This window comes from Acinetobacter sp. 1124_18A (assembly GCF_052824995.1).
Genome location: NZ_VTDF01000006.1, coordinates 44,692 through 63,416, shown reverse-complemented (window position 1 = coordinate 63,416; position 18,725 = coordinate 44,692). Strand labels below are relative to the sequence as shown.

General features: G+C 38.7%; 13 protein-coding genes and 1 tRNA gene. 9 read left to right on the top strand and 5 right to left on the bottom strand.

Annotated features, from left to right (window positions below; genetic code table 11):
* Nucleotides 1-130: 130 nt before the first annotated feature.
* From FY048_RS13100 to FY048_RS13075, 6 genes are all read left to right on the top strand, one after another.
* Nucleotides 131-3,346 carry a LysM peptidoglycan-binding domain-containing protein gene (locus FY048_RS13100; protein ID WP_446091439.1) on the top strand — a complete coding sequence of 1,072 codons (3,216 nt, stop codon included), beginning with the start codon at nucleotides 131-133 and terminating at the stop codon, nucleotides 3,344-3,346.
* 15 nt (nucleotides 3,347-3,361) lie between these two features.
* A complete protein-coding gene (locus tag FY048_RS13095; protein WP_446091438.1) occupies nucleotides 3,362-5,197 on the top strand; it encodes an extracellular solute-binding protein in 1,836 nt (611 codons plus the stop codon).
* A gap of 31 nt (nucleotides 5,198-5,228) precedes the next feature.
* Nucleotides 5,229-6,281 carry a microcin C ABC transporter permease YejB gene (locus tag FY048_RS13090; RefSeq protein WP_446091437.1) on the top strand — a complete coding sequence of 351 codons (1,053 nt, stop codon included), beginning with the start codon at nucleotides 5,229-5,231 and terminating at the stop codon, nucleotides 6,279-6,281.
* The gene (locus FY048_RS13085; protein WP_446091436.1) at nucleotides 6,281-7,291 is read left to right on the top strand and encodes an ABC transporter permease; all 1,011 of its coding nucleotides are present in this window, start codon (nucleotides 6,281-6,283) and stop codon (nucleotides 7,289-7,291) included. The genes FY048_RS13090 and FY048_RS13085 overlap by 1 nt, the downstream gene beginning before the upstream one ends.
* On the top strand, nucleotides 7,266-8,861 hold the full coding sequence (locus FY048_RS13080) for an ABC transporter ATP-binding protein (protein WP_446091435.1): 1,596 nt from the start codon (nucleotides 7,266-7,268) through the stop codon (nucleotides 8,859-8,861). The genes FY048_RS13085 and FY048_RS13080 overlap by 26 nt, the downstream gene beginning before the upstream one ends.
* A 186-nt stretch (nucleotides 8,862-9,047) precedes the next feature.
* On the top strand, nucleotides 9,048-10,292 hold the full coding sequence (locus FY048_RS13075; protein WP_446091434.1) for an NADH:flavin oxidoreductase/NADH oxidase family protein: 1,245 nt from the start codon (nucleotides 9,048-9,050) through the stop codon (nucleotides 10,290-10,292).
* A 41-nt stretch (nucleotides 10,293-10,333) separates the two neighbouring features.
* Here the strand turns inward: FY048_RS13075 and FY048_RS13070 are convergent, their stop codons facing one another.
* Entirely contained in the window at nucleotides 10,334-12,454 is a 2,121-nt protein-coding gene (locus tag FY048_RS13070) for a TonB-dependent siderophore receptor (protein ID WP_446091433.1), read from the bottom strand.
* Between the two features lie 294 nt (nucleotides 12,455-12,748).
* On the opposite strand from FY048_RS13070, the gene FY048_RS13065 reads away from it, so the two are divergent.
* On the top strand, nucleotides 12,749-13,342 hold the full coding sequence (locus FY048_RS13065; protein ID WP_446091432.1) for a DUF2726 domain-containing protein: 594 nt from the start codon (nucleotides 12,749-12,751) through the stop codon (nucleotides 13,340-13,342).
* Nucleotides 13,343-13,440: 98 nt separating this feature from the next.
* Here the strand turns inward: FY048_RS13065 and FY048_RS13060 are convergent.
* From FY048_RS13060 to pyrC, 3 genes are all read right to left on the bottom strand, one after another.
* Nucleotides 13,441-13,516, bottom strand: a tRNA-Glu gene (locus FY048_RS13060).
* An 18-nt stretch (nucleotides 13,517-13,534) separates the two neighbouring features.
* The gene (rnt, locus tag FY048_RS13055; protein WP_446091431.1) at nucleotides 13,535-14,197 is read right to left on the bottom strand and encodes a ribonuclease T; all 663 of its coding nucleotides are present in this window, start codon (nucleotides 14,195-14,197) and stop codon (nucleotides 13,535-13,537) included.
* Nucleotides 14,182-15,216 carry a dihydroorotase gene (gene pyrC, locus FY048_RS13050; protein ID WP_004641891.1) on the bottom strand — a complete coding sequence of 345 codons (1,035 nt, stop codon included), beginning with the start codon at nucleotides 15,214-15,216 and terminating at the stop codon, nucleotides 14,182-14,184. The genes rnt and pyrC overlap by 16 nt, the downstream gene beginning before the upstream one ends.
* A gap of 149 nt (nucleotides 15,217-15,365) precedes the next feature.
* Here pyrC and FY048_RS13045 point away from each other — a divergent pair, with 149 nt between their 5' ends.
* A complete protein-coding gene (locus FY048_RS13045; protein WP_446091430.1) occupies nucleotides 15,366-16,628 on the top strand; it encodes a diguanylate cyclase in 1,263 nt (420 codons plus the stop codon).
* A gap of 60 nt (nucleotides 16,629-16,688) precedes the next feature.
* On the opposite strand, the gene argG is transcribed toward FY048_RS13045, so the two are convergent.
* Nucleotides 16,689-18,047: an argininosuccinate synthase gene (argG, locus tag FY048_RS13040; protein ID WP_080547616.1), complete on the bottom strand. Its 1,359-nt coding sequence runs from the start codon at nucleotides 18,045-18,047 to the stop codon at nucleotides 16,689-16,691.
* A gap of 230 nt (nucleotides 18,048-18,277) precedes the next feature.
* On the opposite strand from argG, the gene FY048_RS13035 reads away from it, so the two are divergent.
* A complete protein-coding gene (locus FY048_RS13035) occupies nucleotides 18,278-18,613 on the top strand; it encodes a hypothetical protein (RefSeq protein ID WP_005042104.1) in 336 nt (111 codons plus the stop codon).
* Nucleotides 18,614-18,725 lie beyond the last annotated feature (112 nt).

Below are 18,725 nucleotides of genomic sequence, written 5' to 3'. Positions count from 1 at the left end.
TAACATTTCCATGCAAATGACATCAAATTATTGCCTTGTCTATCTTGCACGCTTTACTACAATGGCATCGAAGACCTAGGGTTTGTGAGCAGACCTCAAAAAATATTACGCGAGTTGTTTGGAAGTTTTTATGTATAAACCAACCACATTTGTGTGGCAGCCATCTGCGGCATCATTGTTCAAAATTACCGTACTTAGCTCTGCTTTAGCTGCGTTGGGTATTACAACAGGCTGTTCATCGACTCCGCAAACTGCAAAAACCTCAAAATCGAAACAGGTCAGTGGTGCAGGTTATTTGGATGCAAGTAGTCTTGACTCTTTGGAAGACTTACTTTCAGCAACCGATATGCGTGCTGTAGAAGGTGATCGTCTGCTTATTTTAAAGCATGGTGATGTCTGGAAGCGTATGTCCGTTGGTTTCAAAATGGATTTGAATCATTGGGATTCCCGTATTGAAGCTCAGCGTAGTTGGTTTATTTCTCGTCAGCCTTACCTTGATCGCTTAAGTGCTCGTGCCAGTCGTTATTTGTATCATACAGTTAAAGAGGCTGAACGCCGTGGACTGCCGACAGAACTTGCGTTATTACCTGTAATTGAAAGTTCTTATGACCCAGCTGCAACAAGTAGCGCAGCAGCAGCAGGGCTATGGCAGTTTATTCCAAGCACGGGTCGTATTTATGGCTTAAAGCAAACTGGTATGTATGATGGGCGCCGAGATGTTGTTGAGTCGACTCGCGCAGCGTATGAATTTTTAGGAAGTCTTTATAATCAATTCGGTTCTTGGGAACTTGCTTTGGCGGCCTATAATGCTGGTCCGGGACGTATTCAACAGGCGATTAACCGTAACCAAGCTGCTGGTTTACCAACTGACTATTGGTCATTAAAATTACCTCAAGAAACAATGAACTATGTTCCACGTTTCTTAGCTGTTGCTCAAATTATTAAAAATCCAAAGGCTTATGGCGTAGAACTACCGCCTATTGCAAATAGACCCCATTTCCGTGAAATAACTTTATCTGCACCTTTAACTTTAAATGAAATTGCTTCTACAGCAGGATTAAGCCGTGCAGAACTTTATGCATTGAACCCGGGATATCGTGGTGAAGCAGTAGACCCTGCGAGTCCAATGCGTATTTTGATTCCAGCAGATTTAAGTCCTTCAATTGATAATAAATTAAAAGGGAAAAAGTCGGGTGGTAGCTCAGGTTGGTGGGCAAATGTAACTTCACCGTCTACACCGACAACTGTTAGTCCTTCTACTACAGTGACAACAAGAACAACGCCTACAACGCAAGTTCAGCCAGTTAAACCATCTTCACCAGTGAAGGCAAGTTCAGCTTCTTCAAAATCTACACCACGTGGTTCTGATGCGTTAGCTGCCTTTGCAGCATCAGCGGATGTACCAAGTGCGCCGCGTATTCCTGTAGCTGTGACCAATGCAGCTAACATTACGAAGCCTGTTAAGATGGAGCCACCAATTTCGGCTTCTGAACGTGAAAAGATTTTAGCGGCAGTTCGCGCTGAAGGTGAAAAAGAGACAGTAGATCAAGCTTTACAACCGCAAGCAACTCAAGCTGAAAAAGATCAAGTCGTTGCTGAATTAAAAGCAATCGCGCCTAAAGGAACTGAAATTGTCGATCCGTATGATGGCAAAATTAGGTTAACTGCAATTCAGACGAGCCAGTCAGTTGCAGAACAACAAGGTAAAGAGGTCAGTAGAGGTTTTGCTTATCCAAAAACTTTAGCCGAAGATGTAAGTGTAGCTAACTCTGAAGATGGACAGCGCAATAAAGATAAACCTTACATCAAGACTGATACCGATGTAGTGGTTGTACAGCCTAAAGGCAAGCGTAGTACCTATACTGTTTTACCGGGTGATACGTTAGCCGTTATTGCAATGAAAAACGGCGTGAACTGGCGCGATGTTGCTAAGTGGAACCAGATTGACCCTGAAAAGACGTTATATGTAGGGTCAACGCTTTATCTTTATGATGCTAAACCACAAGAAACTCAAACTACTTCGAAAAGTACAGCTAAACCAGATGTATATGTCGTTGAAGCTAACGACAGTTTAAGCGGTGTTGCTAATCAGTTTAATTTGTCAGTAAAACAATTGGCTGAATATAACGATTTATCAGTGACCGATGGCTTGTTTGTTGGGCAAAAGCTACAGTTAAAAGAGCCGAAGAATAGTCGCTTAAGTGCTAAAGCTGAGCCGAAAGCAGTTCAAGCAAATGCAAAACGTATAGCAACTAAAAGTTATACTGTGAAGCGCGGTGAATACCTTAAATTGATTGCAGATCGTTATGCGCTCTCTAATCAAGAACTTGCTGAATTAACGCCAGGTTTATCTGCGGGCAGTAACTTGATGGCTGGCCAGAAAATTAATGTGCCTACACAAGATATTTCTGTAGATGAAGTCGCTGAAACTAAAACTTCTAGTAAATCTGAGAAGGCTGCTGCTAGTATTTCTTATAAAACAGAAGGCTATAAAGTACAGCGCGGTGATACTTTATCGAGTATTGCAACGAAATCAAAAATTAGCCTAGCTGAGTTAGCCGAGTTAAATAACTTAAAAGTAAATAGTCATGTGCAGCTTGGTCAAACTATAAAAGTACCAGCTGGCTTAAGTGTTCCTGAACAATACGTTGTAAAGTCAGGTGATAGCTTAAATGCGATTGCGAGTAAATATAACTTGCAAACAGGTTATTTGGCTGACTTAAATGGTCTGTCTCGTAGTGCAGGGTTGCGTGCTGGCCAACGTTTAAAACTCACAGGTACAGTTGAAGAAGAAGCACCAACTAAGCCTTCTAAAAATACTAAAGAAGAAACACCAGAAACTTATACAGTCAAATCTGGTGATAGCTTAGGTAATATTGCTAACCGTTACCACTTACAATTGGACTACCTTGCTTCATTAAATGGTCTTTCACGTACTAGTAGCGTTCGTGTAGGGCAACGTTTAAAGCTTACAGGTGATGTACCTACAGTAGAAACAGCTAAAGTAGATACCAAGTCTTCAACTAAAACAGTTGCAGCGGGTAAAAACACTGAAAGATATACTGTGAAATCTGGTGAGTCTTTAAATAGTATTGCAAGCCGTGCAGGCATTTCAGTGCGTGAACTTGCTGAAATGAATGCATTAAAAGCGAGTGCTAACTTACAGCGTGGCCAAAATATTGTAATTCCAAAAACTGTTGTGGAATACAAAGTGAAGCGTGGTGATACATTAATTGGCCTTGCCAGCAAATATGGTTTAGAAACCAATTTCTTGGCTGAGCTGAATAATTTGACACCTTCTACTCAGCTTCGCATTGGTGATGTTATTAAAGTGCCTAATTTATAAAATAATTAGCAACTTATGCATAAATTATATTTTCAACTGAGCCTGCTAGTCGGGCTCAGTGTCGTTTCTCATGTTGTTTTTTCAGCGCAGCAAACCACCTCATATATAGCGATTCATTCCAAGCCTAAATATTTAGGAATGATGGCTATGCCTTATGCAAACCCGAATGCCCCTAAAGGTGGCCTGTTAAGTCAGGCAGCTCAAGGAACTTTTGATAACCTCAATAGTATGAATGGTAAGGGGAATGCGACAGAAGGCGTTAATTATCTTTTTGATACCTTAATGACCCAATCGCTAGATGAGGTCGGGGTTTTGTATCCTCTTTTAGCCGAGAAAGTTACTTATGACCCAGAAAAAACGCAGTCTGTTACTTTCTATTTAAACCCTAAAGCTCGTTTTAGTAATGGACAGCCAGTCACTGCGGCAGATGTTAAATTTAGTTTTGATGGCTATCAGACGAAGTCCAATTTAGGTTTACAGATGTACCTTGCTGATTTGGCAAAAACAGAAGTAATCAATGCCTATCAAGTAAAGTTTAGTTTTAAGTCTACCCATAATCCTAAAATGCCATTCATTTTGGCAACCTTACCGATTTATTCAAAAGCAGATTGGCAAAAAAGAGATTTTAGCCGAATTACCCTACAGCCGATTATTGGTTCGGGGCCTTATGTAGTTGAACGAGTTGATGCAGGTAGAAGTATTAGTTATAAAAGAAACCCAAATTATTGGGCAAAAGATTTGCCTATTAATAAGGGGCGTTACAATTTTGACCGATTAAAATATGTCTATTATCGAAATTGGGATATTGCTTTTGAAGGATTTAAATCTGGGCAATACACTTTGCATGAAGAAACTAATCCTAAAAAATGGGTAACAGATTATCGTTTTCCAGCCGTAAAAGCGGGACTTGTTACTCAATATAAATTTCGTCACCACAATCCTATCGCCACTGAAAGTTATGTTTTTAACACCAGACGAAAACCTTTAAATGATATTCGTTTTAGACAAGCCTTAACCTATGCCTATGACTTTGAATGGCAAAATAAAGCTTTGTTTTATGGACAATATCAACGTCTTCAAAGTTATTTTGAAAATAGTGAATTAGCAGCAAAGGGACAACCTTCAAAAACTGAATTAGAGTTGTTAAAACCGTTATTGCCTAAGTTATCTCCACTCATGCAGCAAGGTGTTTTAGCCGACTGGAAATATCCAGTGTCGGATGCGAGTGGGTTCAACCGTCAGAATTTATTAACTGCACGGCAATTACTTATACAGGCTGGTTATAAAGTTAAATATGGGCAATTATTTACGCCAGAAGGAAATAAAGTTCAGCTTGAATTTTTAATTCAGCAAGATGGGAAACAGCGAACACTCTTACCTTTTATTCGTAACCTAAAAAAGTTAGGCATTGCAGTTAATTTGCGTCAGGTCGATGCTCCGCAATATTTAGAAAGGACTCGTCGTTACGATTTTGATATGACCACAATGAATCTGCCGCAATCTCTAAACCCGGGCAATGAACAAACACAGTTTTGGGGAAGTATCGCCGCAACGCAGGATGGGAATTACAACTATGCAGGGATTCGCAACCCAATAATTGATCAAGTGATTTTAAAACTCGTTGCAAGTAAAAGCCGTGAACAACAGATTATTTATACTCGCATTCTCGATCGATTGCTGAGAGCTGGTTATTATCAAATTCCGACCTATGGTAAAGGTGAAAACTGGTATGCTTATTGGAATATGTATCAACAACCTAAAGTTAAACCAGCACTTTCTTCTGGGATAGAATATTGGTGGAGTGATGCAAACAAAGCCAAAACAGTTGCTAAATATTTACATCAACAATAAAAAGCACCTGCCATAAAGGAAATCCTGTTATATGGGTTCATATATTCTCAAGCGGCTTCTTTTAATGATTCCCACATTGTTTGTCATTTTATTGATTAACTTTGTGGTTGTGCAAATTGCACCGGGTGGACCAGTTGAGCAAGCAATACATCAGGCACAAAGCGATTTGGGAATTGGTCGTGCATTAAGTGCAGAAACATATTATCAAGGTGCTCAAGGTTTAAGCCCCGAAATGGTTGAACAAATTAAGGCTCAGTACGGCTTTGATCGTTCTGCCCCTGAACGGTTTTTTCTAATGTTAAAAGGCTATTTAACTTTAGATTTTGGACAAAGTTTTTTTAAAGATAAGCCAGTCGTGCAATTGTTATGGGAAAAAATACCTGTTTCGATTTCACTTGGATTGGTAAGCACTTTTCTAATTTATTTAATTTCTATTCCGCTGGGAATTAAAAAGGCAAGACAACAAGGTTCGTGGTTTGATCGGTCCACCTCGTTAGTTCTTGTGGTGGGATATGCTGTACCAAGTTTTGTATTTGCCATTTTACTGGTTGTTTTTTTTGCAGGTGGCTCTTATTTTCAATGGTTTCCCTTACAAAACCTAGTATCAGATAACTTTCATCAATTTAGTCTTTGGGGCAAAGTTACCGATTATGTATGGCATATGACTTTGCCACTGATTACCATGGTATTAGGCGGTTTTGCCAGTTTAACCTATTTAACTAAATACTCATTTTTAGAAGAACTCAATAAACCCTATGTTTTAGCTGCTTATGCAAAAGGTTTGAATAGCCAACAGGTCTTATATAAGCATGTATTTCGTAATGCCATTTTAGTTGTGCTTGCAGGCTTGCCAGAAGTGTTAGCGGGTATTTTCTTTGTGGGTAACCTGTTTGTAGAAATTATATTTCATTTAGATGGGGTGGGGTTGCTGGGCTTTGAAGCCCTTGTCCAGCGTGATTATCCTGTTATTTTTGGGGTTTTATTTTTCTTTACTTTATTTAGTCTAATTTTACGTCTCATTTGTGATGTCTTGTACCAATGGATTGATCCTCGGGTTCACTTTGACGCACAAGGAGGCAAATAATGTCTTTGATTGTGCGGACACGGTTACAACGTTTTAGACAACATAAATTAGGTTGGACCAGCTTTATTTTATTTAGTCTAATTTTGATTTTGTCATTAGCTGCGGAGTTGATTGCTAACGATAAACCCTTACTGGTGAAATATGAAGATTCTTACTATTTGCCTGTGTTTAAGACATATCCAGAAACGACGTTTGGTGGCGTGTTTGAAACAGAAGCAGATTATAAAGATCCGGCTGTGCAAGAACTTATTCATGCTCAAGGATGGGCAGTTTGGCCCCTCATTCAATTTTCATATCAAACGCCCAATTTAGATTTGGCAGTTCCTGTGCCGTCACCGCCTTCCAAGCAAAACTGGTTGGGAACAGATGATCAGGGAAGGGATGTTTTCGCCCGCATTCTTTATGGTTTAAGAGTATCGTTACTTTTCGGTTTAGCCTTAACCTTTTGTTCCGCTTTATTTGGAATTACCGTGGGTGCTATTCAAGGTTACTATGGCGGTTGGGTAGATTTATTAGGACAACGTTTAGTTGAGGTCTGGAATGGCTTACCTATGCTTTTTATGGTCATGATTTTAGTCAGTATGTTTGTTCCAAATGTATATTGGCTATTTTTCATTATGCTATTTTTCGGCTGGACCGTTTTGGTGGGTATTGTCAGAGCAGAATTTTTGAAAGCTCGCCATTTGGATTATGTTCGTGCAGCCCAAGTTTTGGGAGTGACTGATCGCGCTATTATTTTTAAGCATATTTTGCCCAATGCGATCAGTTCGAGTTTGTCTCAGTTACCTTTTATTTTAACGACTAATATTAGCGCTTTAACCGCTCTTGATTTTTTAGGGTATGGACTGCCGCCCGATGCAGCTTCATTAGGCGAGTTATTGCTACAAGGGAAAAATAATTTAGATGCGCCATGGCTGGCAGTTTCAGGCTTTTTTAGTCTGGCTATTGTTCTTTCACTTTTAATTTATATTGGGGAGGCGGCCCGTGATGCGTTTGACCCAAGAAAATAGTTTAAATACCGCCTCAATATTATTGAAGGTAGAACATCTTTCAGTTCAAACCAAAGACCAAAAGATTTTATTAGAAGATCTAAATTTTTACTTAAGCGAAGGGGAAACACTCGCTATTGTGGGTGAAAGTGGTTCAGGTAAATCGATGAGCTGCTTAGCAATAATGGGGTTGCTACAAGAAAAATTAGAAGTAACGGGTCAGGTCTGGATTGGTTCACAAAACATGCTTGAGTTAAATGAGAAAGCTCAAGTATGTTTACGTGGTCGTCAAATCGCTATGATTTTTCAGGAACCTGCTACTGCGTTAAATCCGCTACATCGGGTTGAAAAAGTTATAGGGGAAAATCTTCTTTTATCAGGTTTTTCAAAACTTGAAGTTCGACAACAAATAGTTGAGCTACTAAAAGATGTGGGAATTGTTGAACCAGAACAAATTTTAAAACGCTATCCACATGAGCTCTCTGGTGGACAAAAACAACGTGTCATGATTGCGATGACTTTGGCACTTCAGCCTAAAGTTTTAATTGCTGATGAGCCTACTACTGCGTTGGATATGGTTTTACAGATTCAGATTTTAGAGCTACTAAAATCTTTACAAGCAAAATATGGAATGGCACTTATTTTAATTAGTCATGATCTAAATTTAGTACATCGCTATGCTGAGAAACTGATTGTATTGCAAAGTGGGCGTGTAGAAGAGCAAGGTGAACTGAGCCAAATCTTTGCAAACCCTAAAACAGCTTATACAGCACAGTTACTAGATCATGATTTTGGACGTATAGAGTCTAGACCTGCTCAGCAGAACGTTTTATCAGTTCGACAGCTCAGCGTGCAATTTCCTATAAGAAAAGGAATTTTAAATCGCATTCAAGGATATTTCACCGCAATAGAAGATTTGAGTTTCGATCTTGCTCAAGGTGAATCGCTTGGGGTAGTTGGTGAAAGTGGTGCAGGTAAGTCATCTTTAGCCCTGGCTTTGGTTCAGCTTATTCAGAGTAACGGGCAAATTGTTTTTTTAGGGCAAGATTTGAATCAGTTACAGTCAAAAGTGCTACGGTTGATGAGATCAGATTTTCAACTTGTATTCCAAGACCCATTTGGCAGTTTAAACCCACGTATGACGGTAGGGCAGATTATTGCTGAAGGATTAAAGCTAAAAGCTGTGAATGAAAAAGAGGTAACTCAGCAAGTTAAATCTGCCTTGATAAAAGTTGAATTGGCTGAAGATTTTCAACATCGTTATCCTCATGAACTTTCGGGTGGCCAACGTCAACGTGTGGCCTTAGCTAGAGCTTTGGTGGTTCAGCCGAAACTTTTAATTTTGGATGAACCTACATCGGCCTTAGATCGGACCACGCAAAAAGCTATAATCAAGTTGTTGCGACAATTACAGCAAACTGAGCAGTTAAGTTATATTTTTATTAGTCATGATCTAAATATCGTGAAATCACTGTGCCATAAAGTGATGGTATTACGTCATGCCAAAGTTGTTGAATATCAGGAAACTGAACTCCTATTTTCTAAGCCTCAAACTGAATATACCAGACAGTTAATTAGAGCATCTTTTTAAGATTTTATTTTAATTATTTGTTTTTAATAGAATAAATTTAATTTTTTACTTATGCAAAAAGTTGCATATTTTTATATTCTTTAAAATTGACATGTGCTATTGTCAGTTATCGATTATGACTTGACACGCTCAATAACTCATTTAAATTAGAGTAATTGCTCTAAAAATCAAAAAAAGAGGTTAACCATGAACCAGATTGCTCAACCCATCACAATTCGTAATACCACCTTTAAAAACCGAATTATTAAAGGTGCGATGAGTGAGGCGCTTGCAAATTATGAAGGCCAACCAAATGATTTACATTTGGGCTTATATGGTGCTTGGGCAAAAGGTGAACTTGGCTGTGCCATTACGGGCAATGTCATGGTAAATGCCGGAGCAAAAAATGAACCAGGCGTTGTGATTATTGAAACTGAACGTGACCTAGATCGCTTAAAAGAGTGGGCGGCCTTAGGTAAAAAATATGGCATGGTGCAGTTAATTCAATTGTCGCACCCAGGTCGTCAGTGTCCAAAAGGTTTAAATAAAGAAACTGTTGCACCATCGGCAGTACCTTTTAGCCCCGCTTTAGCAACCATGTTTGGAACGCCACGTGAATTAACTCATGATGAAATTCTAGATATCGTTAATCGATTTGCAACCGCTGCTCGTATTTGTGAAAAAGCAGGTTTTGAAGGAGTGCAATTACACGGTGCGCATGGGTATTTGATTAGCCAGTTCTTATCACCTTTAACGAATAAGCGTACCGACCAATGGGGTGGTTCAGTTGAAAACCGTACCCGCTTTTTATTAGAAGTTTATAAGGCTGTTCGCGAAGCAACCTCAGAGAATTTTATTATTTCAGTCAAACTGAATTCTGCCGATTTCCAACGTGGTGGAATTACTGAAGAAGATGTAATTTCAGTGTTTAAAGCAGTTGATGATGCTGGTATTGATTTAATTGAGATTTCAGGCGGCACCTATGAAGCACCTGCCATGGCTGGGGCTAAAGCTGACAAGCGCAAGACAAGTACAATTGCGCGTGAAGCTTATTTCTTAGATTTTGCTGAAAAGATCCGCCAACATGTTAAATGTAAACTCATGGTGACAGGTGGATTCCGTACTGTAGAAGGAATGAATGCAGCACTCGCAAGTGGGGCTTGTGATTTTATTGGTATTGCGCGTCCGCTTGCAGTTGAGACTGATTTAACAGACCGTTTAATTGCAGGGCAGGACGTACGCTATGCAGTAAAACCAATTAAAACAGGCCTACCTTTTGTCGACAAAATGGCAATCATGGAAATTATTTGGTATGCCGCTCAATTTAAAACCATTGGTAAAGGCAAAAAGCCAAATCCGAAACTTTCACCACTAGTCGTCTTTTTAAATTATGCCAAAGGCAATATTACAGCTGTGGTAAAAGGTCGCGTGAATTCACGTAAATCTGCATAAATCCGATGCGCCATTTCAAAAGCTGAAATGGCGCATTTATTTTAGAACGTATAGCTCATACCAAACTGAACAGTACGCGGTTCGCCTGGGTATGCATATAAATTAAAGGCACTTTCATCATAAACTTTATCAAAAATATTCTTCAAATCTAAGTTAAGACGAAGTTTTGGTGTTGCTTGATAGTAAGAAACTAAGTCGGTAACTGCATAACCTTTCATGGTGTAGGTACTATTTGCTGTTTGGCCTGCACGCTTATCAATATATTTTTGATTAACCCCTAGACCTAAACCTTGTAAAGCTCCACCCTGAAACTCATAAATATTTAAAAGGTTAAAACTATTCTTTGGAATATTGGCTAAAGACGTTCCTTTTTGCAAAGTATTGTCTTTAGTCACTTCAGCATCTGTATATGCATATCCACCAATAATTTTCCAAGCAGGTGTAATCTGACCTGCAATATTTAGCTCAATACCACGACTACGGACTTCACCAGCAGCAACTTTTTTATTTTGATTTGGATATAAAGGATCGTCCGTTAAGACATTTTCTTTTTCAGCATAAAAAATAGCAGAGTCAACCGATAGCATATTGTCTAACGCTTGCCATTTAAAACCTAACTCGTAAGCCATACCTTCTTCAGGGTCAAAGCCTTCGCCGCTATAATTTGCACCAGCATTTGGTTTAAACGATTTTGCGGCATTACTATAGATTGAAAGATCATCACGGGCTTTAAAAACCAACCCTAAACGGGGAATAAAGGCATCATGACTAGTATTCCAGTTTGCAGTATTTGGTAATAGGTTTTTATAGTCATGCTCATAGTGCTCAAAGCGTAAACCCAATAAAGCACTTAAACGTTCATTTAAATCGATTTGGTCTTGTACAAAAAGGGCAGTTGTTTTTAAATTTTCACGATCATGGGTAGTAACATTTTTAAGCTCAGGTAGAGGTTGGCCTAAAACAGGATTATAAATATTAATTGGGTATTTATTTGACTTTAGATCTGAACGAATAATGTATGACTTGTAATCATAGTTTTCGTATTCGAGTCCAGTCACCAAGGTATGTGCTAAACCTAAAAGTTGGAAATTACCTGTTAGGTTAATTTGTGCATCAGTGTCTTGCCATTTTAATTCGCGATAGTTGTAATTTCTTTCGAGTGTTTCTCCATCAGACTGAATTCCATTTGCTTCTACGGCATAGCCATGTAATTTGCCATTTAAATATTGCACACCCGCATTAAGCTTCCAGTCATTTCCAAGGTCATGTTCAACTCGTAATTGAGTCATATTATTATCATTGTAGATTCGGTTGTTATATTTACCTGTTTCCCACAAATAGGTTTCTGGTGAACTATTAAAAGACTTCTGTGCAGGATAACGCGTATGCCCACGATCAAGCGGATGCTGATTGCGTAAAATATCGGCTTCAAAGGTTACTTTAGTTGCATCAGTCGCTTGCCATTGAATAACAGGTGCAATTCCATAACGTTTAGATTCGACATTGTCTCGATAACTATCACCACCTTCTGCAATCACATTTAGGCGATAACCGATATTTTCTGCATTTGGAATGGTGCCTGTAGTGTCTACAGTGGTGCGGTATAAACCTTCACTGTTAAGCTGAGCGCCTAATGTTGTTTGTTGCTCAGACGTTGGTGTTTTTGAAATTAAATTAAAAGTACCGCCTGGATCACCACGACCATATAAGCTAGAAGAGGGGCCACGTAAAACGTCTATACGTTCAATCGTGTTGCTGTCTGGCGCATTTGGATAGCCACGGTTAATGGGGAAGCCGTTACGGTAAAACTCACCACTGGTGAAACCACGAAGGTTAAAACCAGTTAAGCCTTGACCACCAAAGTTATTCGCTCGTCCAACACCACCCGCCAAATCAAGAGCTTCAATTAAGCGTGTCGCACCAATATCTTCAATTACTTTTTGAGTCACCACACTAACTGATTGTGGAGTGTCTTTTAATGCGACTTCACTACGTGTTGCGCTACTCGAGCTATCGACTTTGTAAGTTTGGTCAGAAGCCTGTTGAGCTTTAATTTTAATCGTCGCAAGAGTAGTTGAAGAATGATCTGTTTCTGCAAAAGCAGGTGATAAACAGCAGAATTGAGCAATGCTCAGGGAGAGGAGGCGAAGCTTAAGATCCATTTAAAACCTGTTTGATAATAAATATCAGTATAAAAATAAGAATTATTATAATGTAACTGCGTGTAAAAGGAATACAAAAGTAGGGATAAATCTAGACAAGTGTATTTTATTTGGAAATATGAGAATAAAAAGTATACTCAGGTGAGCTTAAATAATTATAAATTACAGTTTAAAATAGAGCATCAAATATATAAACAATAGCTTTAAAATCAATTGAATATTTCATAGCTAATCGTTTTAAATTAGATTTTTTGAAAATTAAGATGTTTTTTACTTTTATCAAGGGGAAGTTTAATGTCTATGCTTATTGGCATGTTTTTGTTGGTCATAATTATATTGGCAATTTTAAGTACTTTAAAGAAAGGGGAAAGTAAAGGTGGAAATGGAAAGCGTAATCCAATCAAAGGAAAACGTATCATTACCATGAATGAACAACCGACATTTATGAAGCTAAAAGAAGCTTTACCTGAACATATTATTTTGGCACAAGTTGCTTTTAGCGCTTTTATGACTGCACAAGGATACGCAACACGTAATCTATTTAATCGGAAAGTAGCTGATTTTGCCGTATTAGATAAATCATTCAATATTGTTGCTATTGTTGAATTAGATGATTCTAGCCATAAAGGAAAAGAAGACTTAGATGCAGAACGAGATGCTTTAATTCGTGAAGCTGGTTTTAAAGTTATACGTTATAAAAGAACACCAGAGCTTACACAGATACATGCTGATTTTAAAATTTCGTCCGTTTCATTACCACAAGTTTCAATAGAACCAAACTCAAGTGAAACAAGAACAAAGTTTGTCGCTGATGCAATAATTGTTGAAAGAGATGAGCCAACAATACAACCTTCACAACATATTGATGAAGTAAATTTGAAATCTTAAATTTTGAAAAATACTAAGTTATCTCATGGATAAAATTTGAAGTGAGATAATGTAATTTAAATGATCTGATTATGAAATGAATTTCTTATAAAAGAAATTGGCGTCCCTACGGGGATTCGAACCCCGGTTACCGCCGTGAAAGGGCGATGTCCTAGGCCTCTAGACGATAGGGACGTTGAGGATGGCGGTATCTTAAGAAGCCGCCATCAAACTGTCAAGTAGGTAAGGAGATAGTTTGTTCAAAATATAGCAAAACAGTTCAGCAGTCTTCTGAGTATCGTATAAAGCAGAGTGTGCTTCTTTACCATCGAACTCAATTCCAGCTTGAATACAGGCTTTGGCAAGGACAGTTTGTCCAAACATAACAGCACTTAAAGTAACTGTATCCATCACTGAAAAACTATGAAATGGGTTCTGATTTTTTGTGCTTGTACGTGCAATCGCTGCTTGAACAAAACCAAGATCAAAATGGGCGTTATGACCAACCAACACTGCATGGGTACAATGTTGTTGTTTACGAACTTCATTTACTGATTTAAAAATACGGCGTAATGCAGTCCGTTCATCTTCAGCCATTGCCATACGCATTGGGTTGAATGGGTCAATACCAATAAAGTCTAGCGAACGGCGGTCGAGGTTAGCCCCTTCAAATGGGTTAATATGTGCATGGAATGCTGGACCAGGGACAAATTGTCCCTGAGCATCATACACAATTGGAATGCACGCAATTTCTAGCAATGCATCTGTCTGGGCATTAAAACCTGCCGTTTCAACGTCAACAACAACAGGTAAGAAGCCACGAAAACGTTGGCCAATGACCGGGACAGAGGTTTCTTGTGTCACACTTTTCTCCATTGCAGCGTTTTCCCGGCATGCAGCGGGATAATTTTTTGATCATCTAAATAATCAAAAGATTCTGGTACAAGGTTATCTTCTTTTACCAAGGTAATGGTAGAAGTATTACGTGGTAGACCGTAGAAGTCCGCACCAAAATGGCTAGCGAAACCTTCTAGGCGTTCTAATTTACCTACTTGGTCAAATGCTTGAGCATAAAGTTCAATTGCATTAGGTGCACTATAACAGCCTGCACAGCCACACGCATTTTCTTTTGCATCTTGCGAGTGCGGCGCACTGTCTGTACCCAAGAAAAATTTAGGGTTACCACTCGTTGCAACTTCAAGCAAAGTTGTCTGGTGTGTTTGGCGCTTTAAAATTGGTAAACAATAAAAATGCGGTTTAATACCACCGACCAGCATGTCATTACGGTTAAACAATAAATGCTGAGGCGTGATTGTTGCAGCAACATTACGGTCATGTTCTAAAACAAAATGAGCAGCATCGCTTGTCGTAATGTGCTCAAGTACCACTTTAAGTTTTGGAAACTGTTTTAAAAGCGGGTTGAGTACTTCGTCAAGGAAACGTTTTTCACGGTCAAAAATATCGACGTGGTTATGAGTCACTTCACCATGAAGTAATAACGGCACTTGATGCTCTTCTAATTGCTCAATAACCGCATAAACTTTACGGATATCACTCACACCATTATCAGAATTGGTGGTTGCGCCAGCTGGATAAAGTTTAATTGCATTTACATGTCCAGATTCTTTAATTTTACGAACTTCGTCTGGTGAGGTGAAGTCAGTAAAATAAAGCACCATACGCGGGTCAAAATTGAGACCCTCTGGAACGTGAGCAAGAATACGTTCACGGTAAGCTAATGCTTCTTCCACAGTTTTTACTGGCGGAACAAGGTTTGGCATACAGATTGCGCGAGCAAATTGTTTAGCCAAATCGGGTACGGTACGTTTTAATGCTAAACCATCACGTAAATGTGCATGCCAGTCATCTGGCTGGAGCAGGGTAATAGAGTTCAAGGCAGTTCAAACTTCGAAATAAAACAAATGATAATCGATAAAGTGTGAAAATGGTAACGAGAATTACGGACAAATGGCAAAATAAAGCGCAAGAGGCCTTAAAAAATAATGTTATATTTTGTTAATGTGTAAGAGCTAGGAATTGAGTAGTGGTAAATAGGGGGAATGTACATGAATTACTCAAAGCAAAAGAAGAAATAGAATATCTGGTAACTCTACATACTCATCGTTATGCCAATACACCTTTGCCTCATCAATTAGAAAAAAAGTTCTGGCATTTAAATCTTGAAAGAACCAAACAAAATATCTCTAAGTTTTTAGCAAGTGGTGTTTTAACCTATCTCATTTTTATTTTGCTAGCGCTACCTACTGACTATTTGGTGATAGGTGTACCTTACATCACTTGGGATTTTATTTACTGCATATTAAGTGCAATTAATATTGCAGGTGCGCTACTGCTATTTTGGGTTTTTGCAAAGTTTAAGAAACTCACCGATTATTTTTATATTGCCGCATGCGTTATTATTTTTTTTACCATAATTATCAATGCAATGTTGCTTCTTAGTGTCGGAAATGCCGCCCTTAAAAATCAGTCGATGTTACTGCTTTCTTTTCTATATATGCTTGGTTTTATTTTGAGCGGTATAAAGCCTTTGCATATGCTTTATGTAGGTTTGATCGCAGCGATTTCTGTTTTTTCTCTATTGTTATTATTGCAAGCGAATTGTGATTATATTGCTTTGGGAAGGGCGTTGTTTGGTAGCTGTATTTTAGGTTTTTCAATTAGCACGATGCTCACATCTAGAGAAAGAAGCCTTTTTTTAAATAATCAGCTTGCTGAACTTAACGAGCAGATTCTACGTATTGAGGCATCTGAATTGCTTCATTTAAGTCAGCAAGATGCGCTTACTAAAATTCCTAATCGACGTACTTTTGATGAAATGTTCGACTTCTTTTACTATCGGGCAAAGCAAGAACAGCGCCCATTGGCCGTTTTATTTATTGATATCGATTTTTTTAAAAATTATAACGACTTTTATGGACATCAGATGGGGGACAAAGTCATCTCATCTATTGCTTCTGCAATTAAAAATTCGATTCGACATGTTGATTTTGTTGCCCGTTATGGCGGAGAAGAGTTTGTCGTTCTTTTACCGAAAACACCCGCTCAAGGTGCCTATGCTGTGGCTGCCAATATTTATAAGGCCATTGAGCGTCAAGCGATTCCTCACGCTGCATCTTTGGTTTCTAAGCAGGTCACCATTAGTTTAGGCTTTACTGTTTACACAGAAGGCTTAAAAGTCACTCAGGAAAATTTAATTCATGCTGCCGATCAAGCTTTATATCGAGCTAAGCAGCTTGGACGTAATCAGATTTATTATCAACCTTTGCAGTTACCAGAAATTGCTTAAGTAAAAGCATTCAAATAAAAAAGCCACCTACAAAGGTGGCTTTTTTATGAGCTAAGAAAATTATTTTTTCTTGCTATCTAATTGTGGTATAGCAGAACCTTGACCGATTGAAAGCAAGCCAGCATCTGTATAGATACCAAGTTTTGCACGTGTATCGGTAATGTCGAGGTTACGCATAGTCAACTGACCAATACGGTCCATAGGCGAGAACATTGAATCGCCTTTTTCCATTGTTAAACGTTCAGCTTCGTACGTTAAGTTCGGAGATTCAGTGTTCATGATGGTGTAGTCATTACCACGACGAAGTTCAAGAGTAACTTCACCAGTAACTGCTTTAGCAACCCAACGCTGTGCAGTTTCACGCAACATAAGCGCTTGAGAGTCGAACCAACGACCTTGGTAAAGTAAACGACCTAAACGTAAACCGTTAATGCGGTATTGTTCGATGGTATCTTCGTTGTGAATACCAGTAACCAAACGCTCATAAGCAATATGAAGAAGGGCCATACCTGGTGCTTCATAAATACCACGAGATTTTGCTTCGATAATACGGTTTTCGATTTGGTCAGACATACCTAGACCATGACGGCCACCAATACGGTTTGCTTCAAGAATAAGCTCAACCGGATTGTCAAAAGTTTGACCGTTCAATGCAACAGGCACACCTTCTTCAAAGCGTACAGTCACTTCTTCTGGTTTGATTTCAACTTCATCTTTCCAGAAAGCAACGCCCATAATTGGGTCAACGATTTTGATACCAGCATTTAAGTATTCAAGATCTTTTGCTTCGTGAGTTGCACCCAACATGTTTGAGTCAGTTGAATACGCTTTTTCTTTTGACATTTTATAGTCAAAACCGTTGTCGATCAGGAACTGTGACATTTCAGCACGGCCACCGAGTTCATCGATGAAGTTTTGATCTAACCAAGGTTTGTAAATTTTAAGATTCGGGTTGGTCAACAAACCATAACGATAGAAACGTTCAATATCGTTACCTTTATAAGTTGAACCGTCACCCCAGATGTTTACGTCATCTTCTTTCATTGCAGTAACTAACATTGTGCCTGTTACTGCACGACCCAATGGAGTCGTATTGAAATAAGGAACACCACCTGTACTGATATGGAATGCACCACACTGAATTGCAGCAATACCTTCGAGCGCAAGTTGTAAGCGGCAGTCAATTAAGCGAGCTTTTACAGCGCCGTATTGTTCTGCTTTCTTTGGAATTGCATCGTAGTCATCTTCATCAGGCTGGCCTAAGTTTGCAGTGTATGCATAAGGCTCTGCGCCTTTTTGTTTCATCCACAATAGAGCAGCTGAAGTGTCTAGGCCTCCGGAGAAGGCAATCCCAACTTTTTTGCCTACTGGTACATGCTGCAAGATAGTTGCATTATCAGTCATTGCTAATCCTAACATTTATAAAAAAGACCCCGTGTAGGTGGTCTCGAGAATTCTGAATGGCGGCTATTGTAGCACTATTCATGGTGCTTTTTTTGGCAAAAAAAGCATTAATTCACTTGTTCTGATTTGAAGTTTTAATTTCATAAAAAATCTAAGCGTATTTATAGAATGGGAAGGGGGAATGAAGTATTGTTATTCCAAATAAGAAAAGACTTTTAATGACTTAAAAAGAAAATAGGATAAATATGAAGAAAAATTTTGGCTTATCGCGTGCACACTATGTTGTGGCTGCGATCACCGCGCTCGACGTGATTTATATGATTTACCATTATATGGCAATCAGTGGCTCAACCTCTACTTATTTATTCGGTGGAGTTACTGGAAAAGCGGTTGTGATTGGGCTTCATCTATATGCTGCTAAAAGAGTTTTAGATGGCTCAAAAAATTCTAGATATATTTCACTTTTCTTAACGGTATTTTTACTTTTTGCATTCCCAATTGGAACTATTCTTGGTGTGATTATGCTGTGCTTATTATATAAATGGGAAAAAGAGCCTGATTTCCTTAGTGTCATTAAATAAAAGTAATAGGAGTGGTTTTGATGGATTGACCATAAGCTCCGATAAATTTCTTTACTGGGTCATCCAAAATTACTAAAAAAGTATTAAAGTACTATGCAACAAGTTGCAAAAA